The 20816-nt window shown below is 36.1% G+C and carries 22 protein-coding genes; 14 read left to right on the forward strand and 8 right to left on the reverse strand.

Annotation, left to right across the window (positions count from 1 at the left end; all coding sequences use genetic code 11):
- The first annotated feature begins 49 nt into the window (after positions 1-49).
- The gene (gene recX, locus AC0IXC_RS25845) at positions 50-862 is read left to right on the forward strand and encodes a recombination regulator RecX (RefSeq protein ID WP_002029629.1); all 813 of its coding nucleotides are present in this window, start codon (positions 50-52) and stop codon (positions 860-862) included.
- Positions 863-871: 9 nt separating this feature from the next.
- Positions 872-1189 (forward strand): YfhH family protein, encoded by a 318-nt coding sequence (locus AC0IXC_RS25850; protein ID WP_002029631.1) that lies wholly within the window; start codon positions 872-874, stop codon positions 1187-1189.
- A gap of 64 nt (positions 1190-1253) precedes the next feature.
- Here AC0IXC_RS25850 and AC0IXC_RS25855 read toward each other — a convergent pair whose 3' ends face one another.
- The gene (locus AC0IXC_RS25855; protein WP_002010325.1) at positions 1254-1406 is read right to left on the reverse strand and encodes a YpzG family protein; all 153 of its coding nucleotides are present in this window, start codon (positions 1404-1406) and stop codon (positions 1254-1256) included.
- Between the two features lie 32 nt (positions 1407-1438).
- The gene (locus tag AC0IXC_RS25860; RefSeq protein WP_002010326.1) at positions 1439-1597 is read right to left on the reverse strand and encodes a small, acid-soluble spore protein K; all 159 of its coding nucleotides are present in this window, start codon (positions 1595-1597) and stop codon (positions 1439-1441) included.
- A 122-nt stretch (positions 1598-1719) separates the two neighbouring features.
- On the opposite strand from AC0IXC_RS25860, the gene AC0IXC_RS25865 reads away from it, so the two are divergent.
- Entirely contained in the window at positions 1720-1986 is a 267-nt protein-coding gene (locus tag AC0IXC_RS25865) for a YfhJ family protein (protein ID WP_002010328.1), read from the forward strand.
- A 24-nt stretch (positions 1987-2010) separates the two neighbouring features.
- Here AC0IXC_RS25865 and AC0IXC_RS25870 read toward each other — a convergent pair whose 3' ends face one another.
- Positions 2011-2991: a metal-dependent hydrolase gene (locus tag AC0IXC_RS25870; protein WP_002029634.1), complete on the reverse strand. Its 981-nt coding sequence runs from the start codon at positions 2989-2991 to the stop codon at positions 2011-2013.
- 149 nt (positions 2992-3140) lie between these two features.
- On the opposite strand from AC0IXC_RS25870, the gene mutY reads away from it, so the two are divergent.
- On the forward strand, positions 3141-4238 hold the full coding sequence (mutY, locus tag AC0IXC_RS25875) for an A/G-specific adenine glycosylase (RefSeq protein ID WP_002140288.1): 1098 nt from the start codon (positions 3141-3143) through the stop codon (positions 4236-4238).
- A gap of 240 nt (positions 4239-4478) precedes the next feature.
- Here the strand turns inward: mutY and AC0IXC_RS25880 are convergent, their stop codons facing one another.
- Entirely contained in the window at positions 4479-4655 is a 177-nt protein-coding gene (locus tag AC0IXC_RS25880) for a hypothetical protein (protein WP_002091123.1), read from the reverse strand.
- A 125-nt stretch (positions 4656-4780) separates the two neighbouring features.
- Here AC0IXC_RS25880 and AC0IXC_RS25885 point away from each other — a divergent pair, with 125 nt between their 5' ends.
- The 4 genes from AC0IXC_RS25885 (at position 4781) to AC0IXC_RS25900 (ending at position 8170) form a co-directional block, all read left to right on the forward strand.
- Positions 4781-5062 (forward strand): gamma-type small acid-soluble spore protein, encoded by a 282-nt coding sequence (locus AC0IXC_RS25885; RefSeq protein WP_002125062.1) that lies wholly within the window; start codon positions 4781-4783, stop codon positions 5060-5062.
- 188 nt (positions 5063-5250) lie between these two features.
- The gene (locus tag AC0IXC_RS25890; protein WP_002010338.1) at positions 5251-5505 is read left to right on the forward strand and encodes a YgaB family protein; all 255 of its coding nucleotides are present in this window, start codon (positions 5251-5253) and stop codon (positions 5503-5505) included.
- Positions 5506-5824: 319 nt separating this feature from the next.
- Positions 5825-6355, forward strand: coding sequence for a nucleoside tri-diphosphate phosphatase (gene ntdP / locus AC0IXC_RS25895; protein WP_000506630.1), 531 nt, complete (start codon positions 5825-5827; stop codon positions 6353-6355).
- Positions 6356-6409: 54 nt separating this feature from the next.
- On the forward strand, positions 6410-8170 hold the full coding sequence (locus AC0IXC_RS25900) for an ABC transporter ATP-binding protein (RefSeq protein ID WP_471653552.1): 1761 nt from the start codon (positions 6410-6412) through the stop codon (positions 8168-8170).
- Between the two features lie 13 nt (positions 8171-8183).
- Here AC0IXC_RS25900 and AC0IXC_RS25905 read toward each other — a convergent pair whose 3' ends face one another.
- The 3 genes from AC0IXC_RS25905 to hemL all read right to left on the reverse strand — a co-directional run bounded on the left by AC0IXC_RS25905 (position 8184) and on the right by hemL (position 15479).
- Entirely contained in the window at positions 8184-9272 is a 1089-nt protein-coding gene (locus tag AC0IXC_RS25905; protein WP_002063696.1) for an aromatic acid exporter family protein, read from the reverse strand.
- A gap of 269 nt (positions 9273-9541) precedes the next feature.
- Entirely contained in the window at positions 9542-13978 is a 4437-nt protein-coding gene (locus AC0IXC_RS25910) for a glutamate synthase-related protein (protein WP_471653553.1), read from the reverse strand.
- Between the two features lie 202 nt (positions 13979-14180).
- Entirely contained in the window at positions 14181-15479 is a 1299-nt protein-coding gene (hemL, locus tag AC0IXC_RS25915) for a glutamate-1-semialdehyde-2,1-aminomutase (RefSeq protein WP_002010346.1), read from the reverse strand.
- 127 nt (positions 15480-15606) lie between these two features.
- Here hemL and AC0IXC_RS25920 point away from each other — a divergent pair, with 127 nt between their 5' ends.
- The 6 genes from AC0IXC_RS25920 to perR all read left to right on the forward strand — a co-directional run bounded on the left by AC0IXC_RS25920 (position 15607) and on the right by perR (position 19901).
- A complete protein-coding gene (locus AC0IXC_RS25920; protein ID WP_002010347.1) occupies positions 15607-16620 on the forward strand; it encodes an ABC transporter ATP-binding protein in 1014 nt (337 codons plus the stop codon).
- Entirely contained in the window at positions 16613-17404 is a 792-nt protein-coding gene (locus AC0IXC_RS25925) for an ABC transporter permease (protein ID WP_002140292.1), read from the forward strand. Before AC0IXC_RS25920 ends, AC0IXC_RS25925 begins: the two co-directional genes overlap by 8 nt.
- Positions 17405-17408: 4 nt before the next feature.
- Positions 17409-18194: an ABC transporter permease gene (locus tag AC0IXC_RS25930; protein WP_002125070.1), complete on the forward strand. Its 786-nt coding sequence runs from the start codon at positions 17409-17411 to the stop codon at positions 18192-18194.
- A 72-nt stretch (positions 18195-18266) separates the two neighbouring features.
- A complete protein-coding gene (locus tag AC0IXC_RS25935) occupies positions 18267-18671 on the forward strand; it encodes a potassium channel family protein (protein ID WP_002091112.1) in 405 nt (134 codons plus the stop codon).
- A 44-nt stretch (positions 18672-18715) separates the two neighbouring features.
- Positions 18716-19171 carry a thioredoxin-dependent thiol peroxidase gene (gene bcp / locus AC0IXC_RS25940; protein WP_061674649.1) on the forward strand — a complete coding sequence of 152 codons (456 nt, stop codon included), beginning with the start codon at positions 18716-18718 and terminating at the stop codon, positions 19169-19171.
- Between the two features lie 301 nt (positions 19172-19472).
- Positions 19473-19901 (forward strand): peroxide-responsive transcriptional repressor PerR, encoded by a 429-nt coding sequence (perR, locus tag AC0IXC_RS25945; RefSeq protein WP_000237834.1) that lies wholly within the window; start codon positions 19473-19475, stop codon positions 19899-19901.
- A 203-nt stretch (positions 19902-20104) separates the two neighbouring features.
- On the opposite strand, the gene AC0IXC_RS25950 is transcribed toward perR, so the two are convergent.
- A complete protein-coding gene (locus AC0IXC_RS25950; protein WP_044444349.1) occupies positions 20105-20461 on the reverse strand; it encodes a YgzB family protein in 357 nt (118 codons plus the stop codon).
- Between the last annotated feature and the right edge of the window lie 355 nt (positions 20462-20816).

Consider the following 20816-nt stretch of genomic DNA (forward strand, 5'->3'; position numbering starts at 1 on the left):
AAAGAAAAAACGTTCCTTGACTATGTTAAAATAATAGAGAGGTGAGAGTATGACTGTCATTACAAAAATAGAAGTGCAAAAACGATCGAAAGAACGATTTAATATTTATATTGATAAAGGTCAAGGCGAAGAGTACGGGTTTAGTGTGAATCAATCAATCTTAATGAAACATGGGTTACAAAAAGGCTTAGAAATTGATGAAGTAGCGTTAGGGAATATTTTGTACAATGAAGAGGTACAAAAAGCATATTTACAAGCGATTTCCTATTTATCCTATCAAATGAGAACAAAACAAGAAATAGAAGATTTCTTACGAAAAAAAGAAGTGGGACAGGCCATCATCTCTGAAGTCGTTTCGAAATTATTACATGATCGATATATTAATGATAAAGAGTACGCTATTTCATACGTGCGAACGCAAAGTAATGTGAATCAAAAAGGTCCAACTGTTATTAGGAGAGGGCTATTAAGTAAAGGTGTTCAGGATTTAATCATTACACATAGTTTACAAGAGTATCCAAAGGAGAAGCAAATGGAGAATGCTTTGTTTCTTATAGAAAAGAAGAAAAAATCTTATCAAAAGCATTCATTTTTACAAATGAAGCTAAAGTTAGATGAAATGCTTGTTCGTAAAGGATATTCTAGAGATGTGATTCAAATTTGCTTGGAAGAATTGAAAGACGAAAAAGATGACGAACAGCAACAAGAAGCGTTACACTATCATGGGAATAAATATTATGAGAAATATAAGAAGTATGATGGTTGGACATTCGAAAATAAGGTGAAGCAAGCGTTATATCGAAAAGGATTCTCTATTGATGAGATAGATATATTTTTACAAATGAAACGTGAAGAGGGATGAGGAAATAAGATGGGTACGCCAAAACGCTACAGTGAAATGACACCACATGAGTTAAGGGAAGAAATTGGGGTTTTGAAGGAGCAAGCAGTAAAGGCTGAGCAACTTGGAATTGTAAATGAATTCGATGTATTAATGAGAAAAATGGCTATGGCTCGTGCTTATATGATAGATATAAATAAATTCCATATTGGTGAGACATATGAATTAGTAGAAGAACCTGGTGTGGTATTTAAAATTACGTATTTCAATGGGGTATTTGCTTGGGGATATAAGCAAAATGATAATGAAGAGATTGGAATACCAATTTCCTTGCTGCAGGAAAAATAAAAACCAGAGAGTGAATATCTCTCTGGTTTTCATCTTTGGTAGGCGTTAAAGGAGATAGGAGATTCTAAAATTGGCGTTTTTTACATTCGTTTGCCAGTATAATGAGAGACTGGGTTTGTTGCGTCTGTCCATTAACTTGCGCTTTCGCATGTTTTGGACGAGTCCACGTATGGTTAAATAATTCAGAACGACGATCTAAATGGTCACGGTAGCTCATCTTTATCACCTCGTGTAGGAATTTAATTTGTACTACTCTTCCTGCTGATTTGCAGCACGCATACGCTCTTGTGGGTGCGTGTTAATTGTGCCGTTAGGTCGTTTCGAAGCGAAGCGTGATTTCGCTTTCGGTTGACCGTCGATTTTGCTGTTGTTTTTTGACTCAGACCAAAATTCGGCTTGTCTACCCATTAAGAACGCCCCCTCACTATCAGTCGATACCCCTTTAAGAAGTATCACTTATAGAATGTGCAAAATAGAAGAAACTATCCTTTAGAAATTAAGGGAATAAATAGGTAAAAGGAGAATAGAACATGAATGATATTTATGAAACATTAACGAAAGAATTATTAGATAAAAATGACAACCTTTCTTACGCACAAGCTCGTGCATGGGTTGAATTATTGTGGGAAGACTTCCGAACAACTTATGCTAAATCAGGTCGTTACCAAGGTGAGGAAATGACTGAACAAGTGGTACGAACATGGGTTAATAATCATGGAGGGCGCCTTCATGAAATGCGTACAAATAATCCGAAGTATAGCCATTTAATCAATCAAGAAGATCATTTGAAACATTAAAAAAAGCGACGTAGGTCGCTTTTTTTAATGTGGAAGCAATTCCAGTTTCTTCCGAAGTTTCTCTTCGCTGAAAATCCATCCTGTATATGAACTAATAATATTTAAATTTTGATCGAGCTGAACAATTGCGACGAATGGATAATAATCTTTACTTCGATACCGCAAATCAATAAATCGAACTTCATAATAGTTATCATAATCGAAAATATCCCAGCGATATACAGGCGAGAAAGATAAGAAAGCAGATATATTTTCATCTCGCACAGCGGCTTGCATAATGGCGGTATTCGGGAACAGTACGCGATCGAATTTATCGTATACAAGGATGTTACCGCGGTGCCATCTTGCGACGTAGTAATGTTCAGTTGTAACGACGGCTAAATGATAATGATAAAATTTGTAAGAAGGAGAAATAATTACTTTCTCTACATTTTTGAAACGTTTGTATACTACACTTTTAATATTTCGATGCATCATAATGCGGCCGATATAGTAAACAAACATTAATATATACGCCGCTAAAGCAGTATAGCCTTTATGTGCTCCGACAAGCATACAGGCGATAGCAAGTATATGGATAAAGAAAATGACAGTATCAAACGTATTAATTATGCCGAGCGCTACCCATTTTTTTGTGAAGGGCCTTAATGCCTGTGTACCATAGGCATTGAAAATATCCACAAAGACATGAAGAAAGACGGCAATAAATGACCAAAGTAGTAGATGCAGATAGGGAGCGTCTGAAAAGAAGGCGAAAGAGATGCCACTTATAAGGAGTGACCAAAGGATCACTGCAGGGATGGAATGAGTAATCCCGCGATGATTTCTTATATATTTAGCGTTATTACGCAATTTTAAAACTGTATCGATGTCAGGAATATTGGAACCGGCAATTGTTGCAAGCATCACTGCTTGTGGCCCAATATCACTTTGTGCTATAGCTGGATCTAATGTTGCCAAACTGCCTAGAGTAACGCCCATAACAAGGTGAGTGGCTGTGTCCATAGAAATCCACCTCCGTTTTTTATTAATGTAACTCTTTTTATTCGATACCTCAAGTCCTTTGCCTTCTATTTCCTATGTCATCTTACTTAAATTTTTTCCTAAAATCTTTATAATAGTACGTATATGCAAAAAAATGAGGGGGATCAAGTTTGACACTTGAAATATTAAATGAGTTTAACATAGAACAGTTTCAAAATGATTTAATTGGTTGGTTTGAAAAAGAACAACGTGATTTACCGTGGCGAAAAAATAAAGATCCATACCGTGTTTGGGTTTCAGAAATTATGTTACAGCAAACAAGGGTAGAGGCTGTAAAACCATATTACGCAAATTTTATGGGGAAGTTTCCTACGCTTGAAGCGCTAGCAACTGCCGATGATGAAGAAGTATTAAAAGCATGGGAAGGCTTAGGTTATTATTCTAGAGCACGAAATTTACATGCTGCAGTAAAAGAGGTAAAAGAAGTATACGGCGGGACAGTACCGAGCGATGTAAAGAAAATTGAAAAATTAAAAGGAGTGGGACCATATACAAAAGGTGCCATTTTAAGTATTGCATATGGCATACCAGAGCCAGCGGTTGATGGAAATGTTATGCGCGTATTATCTCGTATTTTATCAGTGTGGGATGATATTGCAAAACCGAAAACGAGAAAAGTTTTTGAAGAGATTGTGCGTGAAATTATTTCTATAGAAAATCCATCTTATTTTAACCAAGGTTTGATGGAATTAGGGGCATTAATTTGTATACCGAAAAATCCATCTTGTTTACTTTGTCCTGTACGTGAACATTGCAGAGGGTATGCTGAAGGTGTTCAAAAAGAACTACCAGTGAAGAGTAAAGCGAAAGCACCTACAATGGTACCGCTCGTTGCGGGAGTACTTCAAACTGAAGATGGCCGTTACGTAATTAATAAACGCCCAAGTACGGGATTACTGGCTAATATGTGGGAGTTCCCGAATATTGAACTAAGTGAAGGTATTCGTAATCAAAAACAACAGCTTACGGATTATATGAATGAGAGCTTTGATCTCTCTGTTTCTATTGATGAATACGCGATGAATGTACAACATACTTTTACACATCGTACTTGGGATATCTTCATATTTTACGGAAAAGTAACAGGTAATATTGTCGAAACGGATACATTAAAGTTTGTATCGAAAGAAGCGTTTGAACAGTTACCTTTCTCGAAATCACATCGTACAATTTACGAAAAGTGTGTTGAGAAAATTACAATGCAGTAAAGTGAAACTTTAATCAGTGGGGGTTTTCTTCATCCCCCACTGATTATTAGCCCTCACCAATCGGGCTTTTATGGGCAGCCCGACCCCAACCTAACTTCTTTGCTTTCGCTGCATTTTGAGGTGGGGTCTTACTGCCCGGCAAATAGCGGGATAAATAATAAAAAACGTGTTCCAGAACTTTGGAACACGTTTTTTTATATTGAAAATAAATTTGTATTTTGAGGTTGAAAATCCACGCGTTTATAATCCGCCCCGTGACTCGATTTCTTTAACAACTTCTTTATAAATCGTTTGTCCCTCTACATTTAGATAAGGCATAATTTGCTGAAATGAATGATGAAAATAAGCTAATTCATCCTCTTTCCATTCATTTTTGGAAATCATAGTTAGCTCAGTCATATCACGTCCAGTATACATATTCCCACCTCCATCATATGTAGTTTGAATGAGTGATAAGAGATATATACGTGAATTTTTAAAAAGAAAATTAGGGATAACTTCTAAGTGAATTGGTTACATTATTGATTGTGGAGGTGAGAAAGATGAGTAAAAAACAACAAGGTTATAATAAGGCAACTTCTGGTGCTAGCATTCAAAGTACAAATGCTAGCTATGGTACAGAGTTTGCAACTGAAACGAATGTACAAGCAGTAAAACAAGCGAACGCACAATCAGAGGCACAGAAAGCACAAGCTTCTGCTGCTCAAAGTGCAAATGCTAGTTATGGTACAGAGTTTGCAACTGAAACAGATGTGCATGCAGTGAAAAAACAAAATGCACAATCAGCTGCAAAACAATCACAATCTTCTAGTTCAAACGAGTAATGAAAGAAAAACACTTCTCCAATTCGAGAGAAGTGTTTTCTTTGTGTGCGTGTCACTGTAATGAAAATAAAGGGAACGACATAACTTCTAATAAGTCAACAAATATAGTCAAAGGAGAAAGAAGTTCACGATTAGAAAATATGTAATAGGAATTATAAATGGCGAATGAATTAAAAAGGGGGTAAGTGATGAACGATTTTGATAAGTTGGTAGGAGAGCAGTTGGAAACGATGGATGAGCTTTTAAAGTTACAATCACATTTAGAGAAGTATCAGCAAATTGAAATGAGTGGAAGGGATACGTGCGATAAAAAAGAATTGCATTTTATCCGTCAAGAAATATACAGAACAGAAATAGCATTAAAACTTTTGCATGAAAAATTTGAACAGCAAACGAATAATGTGATTCAATCTTTTGAAACCGAAAAAATAATTTCAAATTAAGGGTGAGATATGTTGTTGATTTTAGGTGAAAAGTCCTTTCTTAAACAGAGGTGAGGGGGCTTTTCTTTTTGTTATATCTTCGTTTAATCTTCTAAAATACGTATTGCTAATTCATAGGAAATGTTCCTTCGTTAAAAGGGTTAGTGATGTGGTATTCAATAATACAAACTTCATTATATTCCTCATGAAAACAAGTGTCCTATCGCTTTAGTTTTAAAATTTTGACAAAAAAGTTATAATAGAAAAAAAGTGAATGCAGTTCAAGGGGTAGTTAAGACAACTTAAGAAAAGCATTTGCGGTTGAAAGAAGGGAGCATATATGGGATTTCCCAAAGAAGGAGAAAAGGTACAAATACATAGTTATAAACATAATGGCTCCATTCATAGAATGTGGGAAGAGACAACAATTTTAAAAGGGACGCAGAGCCTTGTGATCGGAGCAAATGATCGTACAGTAGTTACGGAATCAGATGGTCGAACATGGGTTACTCGCGAACCTGCGATTTGTTACTTCCATGCTAATTATTGGTTTAATGTAATTGGAATGCTGAGAGAAGAAGGAGTATATTATTATTGTAATTTAAGTTCTCCTTTTGCATATGACTCTGAAGCATTAAAGTATATTGATTACGACTTAGACATTAAAGTGTACCCAGATATGACATATACACTTTTGGATGAAGATGAGTATGAAAAGCATAGTCAAATCATGCAGTATCCACCTGTTATTGATACAATTTTAAAACGAAATGTAGCACATTTAACACAGTGGATTCATCAAAGAAAAGGTCCATTCGCACCGGATTTCGTAGATATGTGGTACGAAAGATATTTAATGTACAGAAATTAAAACAAACCTGCAGGGAATTTCCCGGCAGGTTTGTCCTATTAGAGGGGGGATTATGTGCAAGGTATAAAAAGATATTTACAATTTGTTAAACCATATCGATGGCTTATTGCTATTACAATTATTATTGGTCTTGTGAAGTTCGGTATCCCGCTTATTATGCCATGGTTATTAAAGTATATTATTGATGATGTTATTCAAGGCACGGGATCGCTTCAAGAAAAAACGTCTCAATTAATAACCGCAATTGGGATTGCTTTTTTTATTTTTGCAGTAGTAAGACCGCCGATAGAATATTATCGTCAATATTTCGCGCAGCGCATTGCCAATACAATACTATACGATTTACGAAAATACATTTTTGGGCACTTGCAAAAATTAAGCTTACGTTATTATTCGAACACAAAAACAGGGGAGCTTATTTCACGTGTAATCCATGATGTAGAACAAACGAAGGACTTTGTAATTACTGGTCTTATGAATGTCTGGTTAGATACTGCAACAATTGTTATTGCCATTATCGTTATGTTTTCTATGAATATAAAATTAACCTTTGTTGCTTTATTAATCTTACCTATTTATGTAGTTGCAGTGAAATATTTTTTCGGGCGCCTTCGAAAATTGACGAAAGAGCGCTCGCAAGCGCTAGCAACTATGCAAGGGTATTTACATGAACGTATTCAAGGGATGCAAGTGACACGTAGTTTTGCATTAGAAGAGTATGAAAGAGGACAGTTTGAAAAGAGAAATAATGAATTTTTAACGAAAGCACTAACTCATACGAGTTGGACGGCGAGAACGTTTTCGGTAGTGAATACGTTAACGGATTTAGGGCCGTTACTTGTTATTGGTTTTGCGGCATATGAGGTAATTCAAGGGTCGTTAACACTGGGTACGATGGTTGCTTTTGTTGGATATATGGATAGTTTATATAGTCCGCTTCGTCGCCTTGTTAATTCATCTACAACATTAACACAGTCTTTCGCCTCGATGGATCGAGTGTTTGAATTGTTGGATGAAAAATACGATATTGTTAATGTGCCAAATGCGGTGCAAACGAAAAGGCTAGATGGGGAAGTTATATTTGATAATGTTTCTTTTCGTTATAATGCGGATGAAAAAGAAATATTGCATAATCTGTCATTAACTATGCGCCTGGGAGAGAAGGTTGCGCTTGTAGGGGCAAGCGGAGGAGGAAAGTCATCTCTTGCTAGTTTAATTCCGCGTTTTTACGATGTTTCTGAAGGTGCAGTTTATATAGACGGGATAGATGTAAGAAAGTATAATATGAGAAATTTACGTAGTCATATTGGAATTGTGCTACAAGATAATTTATTATTTAGCGATACAATCGGGGCTAATATTTTATATGGCAATCCGAAAGCTACAGAGGCGGAAGTGATTTCAGCTGCCAAAGCTGCACAAATTCATAATTTTATTACAGAGTTGCCAGAGGGCTATGATACTGTCGTTGGGGAACGTGGTGTGAAATTATCTGGTGGACAAAGACAGCGTGTAGCAATCGCACGGGTTTTTCTAAAGAATCCGTCTTTACTTATATTAGATGAAGCAACTTCCGCTTTAGATTTAGAAAATGAACGATATATTCAAGAGGCACTGCAAACGTTAGCTGCAGATCGGACAACAATTATTATTGCACATCGATTAGCGACGATTACGCATGTTGATACAATTATTTATGTTGAAGATGGTGAAATAAAAGAAAAGGGTTCTCATGAAGAGTTAATGAAAAAGAGGGGATTTTATTACAATCTATATCAACTTCAGCATATAACAGAAACAGCTCCTTTAGCGTAAAAGGAGCTGTTTTTTATTCGTCTTCTTTTTTATCTTCGATTTGGAGTTCGCTTTCTGGTTTATGGTATGTGTAGAAGCTATCCACAAGTAAATCTAAATGCTCTACTTCCTCACTGTAGTTAATAATTGAAGAAATAAGAGGGAAGAGGTGTAACCATATTTTATATGCTTCCTCATCGTCTTTATTTTGATAATCCATAAAGATATCAATCAATTCTTGTTTACCGGTTTCAACTTCATCAAGCATCTCAACGGATTGTTGTTTCTTTGCTTTACCAATAAATTTTAATAACACTTGTTCGTGATAATGCGTTAATGAATCAAGTTCGTTTTGAATAGATTCCTGAAACTCTTCTGGCATATAGCGCAGTTCATTTTCGGTGCGATGTAATGATTTTAACGTGCTTAAAGCGCGGCTTGTTGTCGCTAACATTTGTCTGAATAAAACGAGCTTACGAATTTTCGCGAATTGTATTTTTTTCGTATAGCTTCTTTCTTCTTTATACAGCAAATAGTAATGATTTAGTTTAATCATTTTTTCTTTCATGCGATCAATATCGGTTTTTAGCGTTGTAAAATCAGAAGCTTGCCTACTGTTCATACGAATCCATTTAACAATTTCCTCTGTATTATCAACGATGCGATGGTAAAGTTTTGTTTCATATTTTGGCGGCATAAATACTAAATTTACAAGCGAAGCCGCAATAATTCCAATCATAATCGTCGCGAATCGAAGTAAGGCAAAATTAAAGAAATCTTCGCCTTGATACTCCATAATGGCGATAACTGTTACTAAAGCGAGTGATATTGTTTTTTCTAAGCGTAATTGTAAAGTAAGAGCAATTACTAATATACACGTTAATCCAATAATAAAAGGATTATGTCCAAAAGCAGTAGCAAATACGATAGCGAATACAGCACCAATTACGTTTGCTTGAATTTGCTCAAGAGCAGTTAAATACGAGCGGTATACAGACGGTTGAACAGCAAAGATAGCTGAGATTCCCGCAAATACAGGACTCGGTAATTGAAGTAAAATACAAGCAAATAAAGCTAATGTAATGGCAATACCCGTTTTTAAAATGCGAGCACCAAGTTTCATACCCTTATTGATATCCTTTCTCTTGTCATAATGAATGTACAACATGATACTATACATTCATTACAATATGTTAGCAAGTGATATTTTAGTGACGTTAAAAAGTTTAATAAATAAATTACAATCAATTTATAATTTCTCCAAATTCTCTTTAAACATCTATTCTTTAATAAAAAAACCTGCTGAATTTCAGCAGGTTTCAAATTGTTATTCTAGATTACTATGCGATGCTCGCTTCGTCAATTTTTTTATGAAAATAAATATTGTACATATCATTCAGTTGAAATAGATGGATCCGCCTGTTCTTTTTTCGGGATAATTTCATAGAAGTGAAGCTGGATATCATCTAATAATGGTGTTAACAAAGCGACTTCTTCATATTGTTCGTGCTCATTTAATACACGAATGTAGTCTAATAATAATTCATTCACATCTTGCAAACCATTTTTACTAATTGGCTGCAATGTTACATTTGCACCTTTAGCAATTCTTCTTTTTAAAGCGTGCTCTGTTAAACCTAAGTTTGGCTCATGATGTAAATAAACAACACCACCAGTCATGCCGGCACAAATCCATGGACCAGGATCTCCTAAAACAAGAGCGCGACCATTTGTCATATATTCAAAAGCAAATCCTTTTATATTAGAATATACTCCGATATTTCCTTGTTCTTTTTCGCGGAGTGGTTTTGTAATTCTGCCTCCAATTATCATATCTGCTCCAGAAAGGCGAATGCCAGCACGAGCATCAGCGTTACCTTGCACGTATAATGCACCTTTTTGAGCACCGTATCCAAATCCTTTTCCGACAGAACCGTTATAATATGTTCCATCTGTTCCTTTTGCTTTCGTTATATAAATGCCACCGCCAAATGAAGTTTTTCCAATTCCATCTTGCGCGCCACCATTTACGTGTATAAATAAGTTCTCGCTATTGTACGCGCCTAATCCGTTTCCGGGAACAGATCCGTTTGTATACTTTAATGTAAGTGGTTCAAGATGAGTGTTTTCATATAATTTGCTACGAATACGATAACAGGATTCTAGACCGCCCATTACGCGTTGCTCTACGCCGACGCTTACTAATTCTTTTGACTGGAGAGAATTTGTTGTTTCAAATTGTTTTTCTTGTACAGATGCCGTTATTTTCACAGATGAATCTTCTATCGTTTGTATTAAATTACGTAAGTCTAATAAGTCCTTGCCTCGAGTTTGTTCTAATAAATCCGATCGTCCGATAATATCTTGTAAGTTTGTGTAACCAAGCTGCCCTGTTAAACGTTTCAATTCTGTACCGAAAGTAGTGAATAGGCTTAATAGCCCTGTAACTGCGCTTTCTAATTCACGTGGAACGAAACGGCGCAGTCCATGTTCTTTCGCTTGAGCTTCAGATTCAATTTGTGTTGCAATTCCGACGTGGCACGTATCAAGATGACAACCACGGCAAGTTGTACAGCCAATTGCAATCATTGATAATGTGCCAAATCCGATCCGGTTTGCTCCGAGGAGCATGATTTTTAAGGCGTCATTTACACTTCGAATACCACCATCTGCCCAAATCTCTACTTTATGTCTCATATTTGCTTCTAGTAACGCATTGTGAGCAGCTTTAACACCAATCTCTACAGGAAGACCAACATGTTGCAATGCGTGAATACGCGCAGCACCTGTTCCGCCATCAAATCCACTAATGTTAATAAAGTCAGCGCCAGCTTTTGCGATACCGACAGCAATTGTTCCTATGTTAGGAACGACAGGAACTTTTACAGCTACTTTTGCAAGATGATTAGCCGTTTTAATTTCTGTAATCATTTGAGCCAAGTCTTCAATTGAATAAATATCATGGTTGTTGGAAGGTGAAATTAAATCCGAACCAATTGTAGCATTACGTGCTTCCGCAATTTTGGCAGTCACTTTTGAACCAGGCAAATGTCCACCTTCACCAGGCTTTGCTCCTTGACCTATTTTAATTTCAATTAAATTTGATGAATTTAGTAGTTCGGCGTTTACTCCAAATCGGCCAGATGCAACTTGTTGTCCGCGTGTATGTGGGTACTTACCAATCATATCTTTAATTTCGCCGCCTTCACCGTTCAAACTAATCATATTTAGCTGATCGGCAGCTTCTGCATACGCGCGAAAGGCAATTTCATTTTGAGAACCAAATGACATGGAACTAATAATAAATGGTAAATCATGATTGTGAATGCCGATGGACACTTCTTCAGTCGGAACTACATGCTGTGCTTGTTTTGTTTGAACAAGGTGCCTGATTGCGATGGGAGTGTTTTCTTCTAATTCACTTAACTTGTCGCGGTAATCATCATAAGAGTTTCCTTTTGCAACATCACCAATTGCTTTCCAAATCCGCGGGAATATATGAAATGATTTTCGCATTCTAACTTTTGGATTGTTAAAATCCTCAGCTCGAATTTTTGCATCTTCAGCAAGTGATTCAAGTGAAAAAGCTAAATTATTTGAACCGCAGAAGTTTGTAATTTGTAATATATTTGCGACTTCCTCATGTAATCCAATAGAGGAGAAGAGGCGACCGTAACCGCGTAATTCATGAATTCCAATCGTTGAAATTACTTTCTCTAGTCCTTTATTAAGTGCGGTATACAAATTAGTAATTGGTACTTTTGTTTCATCATTTACCGTTGCGAACAATAAATATGGATTAATACTATCTGCCCCTAATCCGTATAGCGTGACGATATCGTGTAAGGAGCGAAGGGCACCGGAACGTATAACGAGAGAGCATTTCCGGCGTAATTTATTTTCAGTTAATGCTTGATGTACTTTAGCAGTAACTAAATGTGGGTCAATCCATAACAGTTCATTTTGATGAGATTTAGCGTCATCTAATAATAGTAGGGAAGCACCATTTTTAACGGCTGCTATCGCTTCGGAACTAATTCGATTTAATGCGATTTGTAGAGTTTCTGATGGACTAAATGTAATAGAAATTGTAGAGACAGAGCTATGAGTAATGAATAGCTGTATAAGTTGTTCGTACGTAATCGTGTGTAAGTCTGCCGCGATAGATTGAGCTAAATTCCCTTCTAAAATAATGGGTGAAAGCATCTCGATTACAAATGGTTGTTTAGAGTTATCTAATAAACCCGGACGCTCTCCGAGTACAGTACGTGTGGAGAAGTGTTCAACTTCTCGATCGCGATCGATTGCTGGATTTGTAACAACGGCTACACTTTCCTTAATGAAATCAGCAATATTTCGTCTATCTGTATCAAGTGCGGCAAGTGGTGAGTCATGCCCAAGTGACCGAATTGGTTCGACGCCTTTTGTCGCCATTTGTTCAAGGAGCTGAATATGTTCTCGATCCCAGCCAAAAGCGACGTATTGATTCGTTTCAACTTGAACCGAAGCACATAATCCCTCAGTTTCTTTCGTTTCAGGGATAGATAAGTTTACATGATAATTGGTAACATCGATTCGTTTCTTAAAACGGTTATATACTTCAATTTGATAATTGTCGTATTCATAGAGAACGAGCTCATCTTGTTGATTCCATTTTAATCCAACTTTTTCTCCAGGAGCGAGTGGTTTCGGCTCTGCTACATATTCAGTTGGTGATACAACTCCAGGTTCAGAAGAGAAAATATAGGAGCTCTCTGTCTCTACTTTCCAAACTGGGCGTAATCCAAGGGAATCGACACTGAAAACAGCTTCATCTTTATAACGTGAAATAATACCAGCTGGACCTTGTGCGAAATGCCCCCAAGCCTCACGTATATAAGTGTATAAGTTTTGTAAGTTTGTTTCGTAAAGTTTTATTTCATTAATAATTGGTGGAAATAATATATCCATTGCTTCAAATAAACTGTAGTTATACTGAACGAGAAGGGTTTCTAAGGTGCGGTTTAAATCTTGGGAATCACTGCCCCCGGCAGTAAGTGGTACATTAATCATTTCAGCTTGATCGCGTAATTTTGCAATCGTGTTAATTTCGCCATTATGCCCGAGAATGCTAAATGGTTGTACACGAAAAAAATTAGATAACGTATTAGTAGAATAGCGATTATGTCCTAGTGTCATAGTTGAAGCGATAAGTGGGTGTTGTAAATCATTGTAATAAGCAACGAGTGTATCGCCAGCACCGAGAACTTTATATACAACATGTTCATGACTTAATGAGGCAACATGAATTGCTTCATTTTCTTCGATTTTTATTGTTACAGAAAATAATGTTTGTTCAATATTTTTAACTTCACTTTCGGCGATAAGGGCAATTTGCCAAAATAAAGGTTCTTCTTGTTTACCAAGAGGACCGAGTGCATCTGAGTTTATTACATCATCATTTTCGAGAACAATTGTAAAGCTTTCATTGTTTAGTTGCGTACGAATGTAATCTTTTAACTCAGCAATGTTTTCTTTTTTGTTTAGAAAAAAATGTCCAACGATAAAGTGGGGATGATCCACAATCGTTGGATTATATCCGCTACTTTTCAGTTTTTCATTCCAAAGTGCTTTTGGCATGTCGATATGAATTCCGATACCATCTCCTTCGCCATTAATGAAACCAGCTCTATGATTCATTTTGACTAGCGATTGTATACAAAGATCGATGTTTTCTTTTGTAGGAAATCTTCGTTTTTCCATAACGGAAACGATTCCACACGCATCGTGTTCTGCATTTTTATAATTCCGAAATAAAGACGGTGTCCATTTATTTTTTTTGTTGAGCATCCGTCAATCCCCCCTCTGGAAATGAATTTTGAATAATCTTACTATTTAAGGCGTGAACTGCCTTGTATACATGGATAGTAAGGATATAAAAGAATATAAAACAGATAATTATGAATAATTATACTATTAATGAGGGATTTATGAAATAGAAAAAAGGAAAAAAGAAAGATGGGCTTTCTTTTTTCCTTTTGTAATGAAGAGATTATTTATTGTTCGCTAGGGTAGAAAATGCTCTGCCAACAGCTTCAATTGTATATTCAATATCTTCTTTTGTATGTTCTGTCGTTAAGAACCATGCTTCATATTTAGAAGGTGCTAAATTAATACCTTCTTGAAGCATCAGCTTGAAGAATCTACCGAACATTTCACCATCTGTATTTTTGGCTGCATCGTAATCTTCAATTGTATTTGTTGTGAAGTATACAGTTAATGCACCCTTTAGACGGTTTACTGTAATATCGATGTTATGTTTTGTAGCTTGATCTAAAATTCCTTTTTCAAGCATTGCGCCAAGTGCATCTAATTTCTCGTATACGCCTTCTTGTTGAAGTACTTCTAGGCAGGCAATCCCTGATGCCATAGAAGCAGGGTTCCCAGCCATTGTACCAGCTTGGTATGCAGGACCGAGCGGTGCAACTTGTTCCATAATTTCTTTCTTACCACCGTAAGCACCAATTGGAAGTCCACCGCCGATAACTTTACCAAGTGCTGTTAAATCTGGGGTTACGCCAAGTAAGTCTTGAGCGCCGCCATACATAAAGCGGAAAGCAGTAATAACTTCATCATAAATTACTAGTGCACCAGCTTCGTGAACAAGTTCGTTAACTTTTTCAAGGAAGCCAGGTTTTGGCTCAACAATACCGAAGTTTCCAACGATTGGCTCTACAAGGATAGCTGCTACTTCATGTCCCCATTTATCTAACGCTTCTTTTAAAGTTTCTACATTATTAAATGGAACAGTAATAACTTCTTGAGCGATACTTTGTGGCACACCCGCTGAATCAGGAATTCCAAGAGTAGAAGGACCCGAGCCAGCTGCTACAAGTACTAAATCGGAATGACCGTGGTAACAACCAGCGAATTTCATAATTTTTGTGCGGCCAGTGTAAGCACGAGCAACACGAATGGTTGTCATAACGGATTCTGTACCAGAGTTCACGAAGCGGACTTTATCTAAAGCGGGCATTGCTTCTTTTAACATTTTTGCGAATTTTACTTCTAATGCTGTTGGTGTACCGTATAGTACGCCGTTTTCAGCCGCTGTTTTAATTGCTTCTGTCACGTGTGGGTGAGCATGTCCAGTAATAATAGGGCCATACGCTGCTAAATAATCGATATATTTATTTCCATCTACATCCCAGAAATAAGCACCTTTTCCGCGTTCCATTGCAACAGGAGAACCGCCTCCAACTGCTTTAAAAGAACGGGAAGGACTATTAACACCACCAACGATATGTTCTAAAGCTTCTTTATGTAACGCTTCTGATTTTGTGAAATTCACTACAATTCATCTCCTTACAAAAATCTATGTATTATTCTAACATGTTTTTTGAAAAGACGTATTGTTTGTGATAGAAGGAGCAGTTGGGTAAACTATTCGTTGTGACATTTAGGAAGGGGGTCCGATTATGAAATCGGTAATTGAGGTACAAGGGTTACGTAAAGAGTTTACAGCCTATTCAAGTCGTCCGGGATTAAAGGGTGCATTTCGCGATTTATTAAATCGTAATTATAAAATAGTACCAGCAGTAAATGATGTTTCTTTTACTGTAAAGCAAGGTGAAATGGTTGGTTATATTGGTGAGAATGGTGCTGGTAAATCAACGACGATTAAAATGCTTACAGGGATTTTGACTCCGACATCAGGACAAATTACAGTGAATGGAATGAATCCACACAAACAGAGAGAAGAATTTGTAAGAACAATCGGCGTTGTGTTTGGTCAGCGTTCCCAGCTTTGGTGGGATATTGCTGTACAAGAATCATTTCGTTTATTGAAGAAAGTGTACGGTGTATCAGACGCTCAGTATAAGGAACATATGGAACATGTTATTGAAACGTTAGATATCGGTCCTTTATTAGATAAACCGGTACGGAAATTATCTCTTGGTCAAAGAATGCGTTGTGAATTGGCAGCGGCGTTAATTCATAATCCGCCGTTATTATTTTTAGATGAGCCAACAATTGGACTAGATGTTCTTGTGAAATTGAAAATAAGAGAATTCTTAAAAGAGATGAATGAACGTTATAAAACAACAATTTTATTAACGACACATGATATTACTGATATTGAAGCTTTATGTGAACGCGTCATCATGCTTGATGAAGGAAATATTATGTATGACGGATCTTTAGATAATCTTCGTACGCAGTGGGGAGTAGAGAAGGAAATACATTTTCAGTTTGTTGCCCCAGTTTCATACCAGGAGTTATCAATGGTTATGCCGGATAGTCATGTTGTTTGGTTAAAAGCGAAAGAAGAAAACGCATGGGTTGCAAAAATACCGAATGAAGAAGTTATCATTTCTATGTTGATTTCTAAAGTAGTACAAGCCTTTCAAATTAAAGATTTGAAAATTAACGAAGTGTCTACAGAGGAAATTATTCGTAACATTTATGAAGAAGGTATTATGCATGGGTAAGTATATTGAAATGATTCGGATTCGTTTTTTAATGATGCTTGCTTATCGTACAAATTATTACAGCGGGATTTTAATTTATACGATTAACATTGGTGCGTATTATTTTTTATGGCAAGCAATTTATAGCGGGAAAGAGAATATTGAAAGTTTATCTATTTCGCAAATGACTACGTATATTGCGATCGCATGGATGGCACGCGCTTTTTATTTCAATAATATAGATAGAGAAATTGCGATGGAAATTCAAGAAGGACGTGTGGCGGTAGAGCTAATTCGTCCATATAACTATTTAGGTATGAAAGTTATGCAAGGGCTTGGAGAAGGGATATTTCGTTTTGCTTTCTTTTCAATTCCGGGTATGGTTATTGTTACGTTATTATTTTCATTACAAATTACAACGAATTTTCAAACGTGGTTATATTTCTTCTTATCTTTAATATTTAGTTTTATCATTAATACACAAATAAATTTAATGACAGGAATGCTTACATTCTTCTTATTTAATAATAGTGGAATTATGTATGCGAAACGTGTTGTTATCGATTTATTTTCTGGTTTATTATTACCGATTAGTTTTTATCCGTTATGGGCCCAAAAAGCAATGGTGTTTTTACCGTTTCAAGCAATTAGTTATATTCCGAGTATGATTTTCTCTGAAGGTATACAAGGAAATAAGTTATATGAAGCTTTATTATTTCAAGTGATTTGGGCAATTATACTTATTATTCCAATTGTGCTGATGTGGAAAACGGCGAGAAAACGTCTAATCGTACAAGGGGGATGACGAGATGATATATATAAAATTATTTTTGCAATATGCAAGTCAATATATAAAAACAAAATTGGAGTATCGTGGCGATTTTATCGTCGGATTACTTTCAGATTTATCACTACAAGCTGTTAATTTAATCTTCATTCTCGTTGTGTTTGGGCATACCCAAGCACTAAAAGGGTGGAGCCGAGAAGAAGTAATCTTTATTTATGGGTTCTTTTTAGTACCGTTTGCCATTTTTTCAGCTTTCTTTAATATATGGGACTTTAATGATCGTTACATTATTAAAGGAGAAATGGACCGTATATTAACGAGACCGATTCATAGTTTATTTCAAATTATATTAGAAAGAATGGAACTTGAATCTTTAATTGGAGCTATTACGGGGATTATTGTGATGGGTTATGCAGCAATGGAGCTGCAATTATCTTTTTACTGGTATGATTTCTTCTTATTCCTACTCATGGTAGGGGGAGGGGCACTTGTGTACGGCGGGATATTTGTTACGCTTGCAAGTTTTGGCTTTTGGTCGGATGCGAAAAGTTCCATTATGCCGCTTATGTATAACATAGGGAATTATGGACGCTACCCTGTTGATATTTATAACCGTGTTATTCGCTTTGTTTTAACGTTTGTTTTACCGTTTGCATTTGTTGGGGTATATCCAGCAGCATACTTTTTAAGAAAAACAGAGTGGAATAGCTATGCTTTCGCAACGCCAATTGTCGGTGTTATCTGTTTTACTATTGCAATTACCCTCTGGAATCAAGGGGTTAAACGATATCGTGGTGCGGGGAATTAATTATAGAAGCTTGTTCGTTTCTAAGGGATAAATCAGCTATAGTCCTCATACATATAAAATGAGGTGGAGGACATGTTATGGGGATTTATTCTATTAATTGCGGCAATCGCTATTTTGAGAAGTGTCCAATTATTATGGAGTTCATATTCAAATTCCAATCGTTTCTTTTCGCTGTACAATTTAGCTACGTTGTTTTTAATTTATACAACGGTACTGATTGCGTTTGGATTAAGCTATGTTGTGCTAGAGGAAATGGGTTTTGCGGTTTTAAAAGAAGATGGGGATAGGCTAAGTGCTCATTCCTTTCAACTCGTTGAAATATGTTTATATTTTAGCGCGGTTACTTTATTGTCCGTTGGATATGGTGATATAGCTCCGATTGGAATCGGAAGATGGATTGCAATTGGAGAAGCACTAATTGGATATACATTACCGTTTGCTTTTGTGGTAAGGACTGTAATGGACAATGAAAAATAAGGTAGCATTTGTTATAGTAATAGAAAAGAAAAGGAGTGATAACAATGATCACAGTAGGAGAAATAGCACCGGAATTCACATTAGAGGGAAGTACCGGAGAACAAATTCGCTTAGCTGACTTCCGAGGTAAAAATGTAGTTTTATATTTTTACCCGAAAGATATGACTCCAGGGTGTACAACCGAAGCATGTGATTTTCGTGATGCATATGGATTATTCCAAGAGAAGGACACGGTCATCCTTGGTGTAAGTCCTGATTCGGTGAACAGACATATGAAATTCATCGAGAAGCATGAGCTTCCATTTGTACTCTTAGTAGATGAAGATCATAAAGTAGCAGAATTGTACGATGTTTGGAAGCTGAAAAAGAACTTTGGAAAAGAGTACATGGGAATTGAGCGTTCTACATTCCTTATTAATAAAGACGGTGAGCTTGTAAATGAGTGGCGTAAAGTGAAAGTGAAAGGGCATATTGAGGATGTTCTTTCTTATATAAAATAAATCTATATTAATGAGGAGAAAAAATACATATGTAAGGCATGCGTCTATACATATTTTCTTGCGATACATAAAGTGAAAGTGTAGGGCATACCTCCTCAGATGATAGTATTCCAAGTGCGATTATGTCGCACTTTTTTCTATGTAAATGTATAGGGAATGGGGGAAGATACATAAGAATAAGGCTATATACGAAAATAAACCACATACTTATAGTAGAAATATTGACGATTTATAAGAAAAAGAGTACACTCTTTATAAGAATTATAAAATAATAATCCGTATAGAATCGGGGTGCATGACGGTGGTCAAAGAAGAATTAAAAGAAGCGCTAGAAATGCTGAAAAATACGGGTGTACGCATTACTCCACAGCGTCATGCTATTTTAGAGTACCTTGTGGAATCTATGACGCACCCAACAGCGGATGAAATTTATAAAGCATTAGAAGGTAAGTTTCCAAATATGAGTGTTGCAACTGTCTATAATAACTTACGTGTGTTTAAAGAAGTTGGACTTGTAAAGGAATTAACTTATGGGGATGCTTCAAGTAGATTTGATTATGTTACAAGTCAACATTATCATGTGATTTGCGAAAAATGTGGTAAGATTGTTGATTTTCCTTATGGAGGATTGGAACAGCTTGAAGAGGAAGCTGCAAAAACGACAGGCTTCGTTATTAATAGTCATCGCTTAGAAATTTATGGCGTTTGTCCAGAGTGTCATAAGGCGTAATATATAATAAAAAGAAAGAGGCTGACGGCTATACGTCGACCTCTTTCTTTATTATATATGGGAATCGTGTTAGACTCATGAGGATTTAAAATGTTAAGTGAAGAATCAAATTTAATAAGAACAAATACAAGAGGTGATTTCTTAGTTAAGAAATCACCTTTTTAATGAGATGAAACTTCTTTAGTTTTGTAAGCTCCATATACCTATGATTTATAACTCTTCTTATTATATTTCTCATCAAATTCTTTTCCTTCTAGATTTCGATCAAGTGTTAAAGGTTGATTGCAATGCATACATGCGTCGACACGACCGAGCATTTTTGTTGGTTTATCGCAGCTTGGACAAATAATTTGTATCGTTTTTGTAGATAACATACCAATCCAAAAGTAAACAACAGTGCTAGCGATGACAGCTAAAAAACCAACCATCATAAAGGTTGTCATAATAATGATGTTTTCGCGAAAAAAGACACCTAAGTATGCAATGAAGAGGCCGATAAATACTAAACTCAATGCAAAGGTTCGGATTTTATTGATTTTGTTCGAATATTTAATGCTCATTCTCACCACGCTCCTATAATAATAATATAACATAAAATTTAGAATTTTCACTCGTGTGTAAACTTAGTAAAATGATAAGGAGATATGATTTTTTAAGCTTTTAACGGGACGTGAAATTTTTTTATAAAAAGTATTGACCCTACATATACTGCATGATATATTAATAAACGTCGCTGATGCGGAAACGCAGTAAACGACAAAAAAGAAATTTGAAAAACTTAGTTGACATCGAAAAACGAAGATGTTAACATAAGGAAGTCGCAATTGAGCGGCGAAGTAGTTCTTTGAAAACTGAACGAAACAAACAACGTGAACGTCAATTTTTATTTTTAGATGCTAGACAAACTAACTTTAT

Source organism: Bacillus sp. AC266 (genome assembly GCF_979253805.1).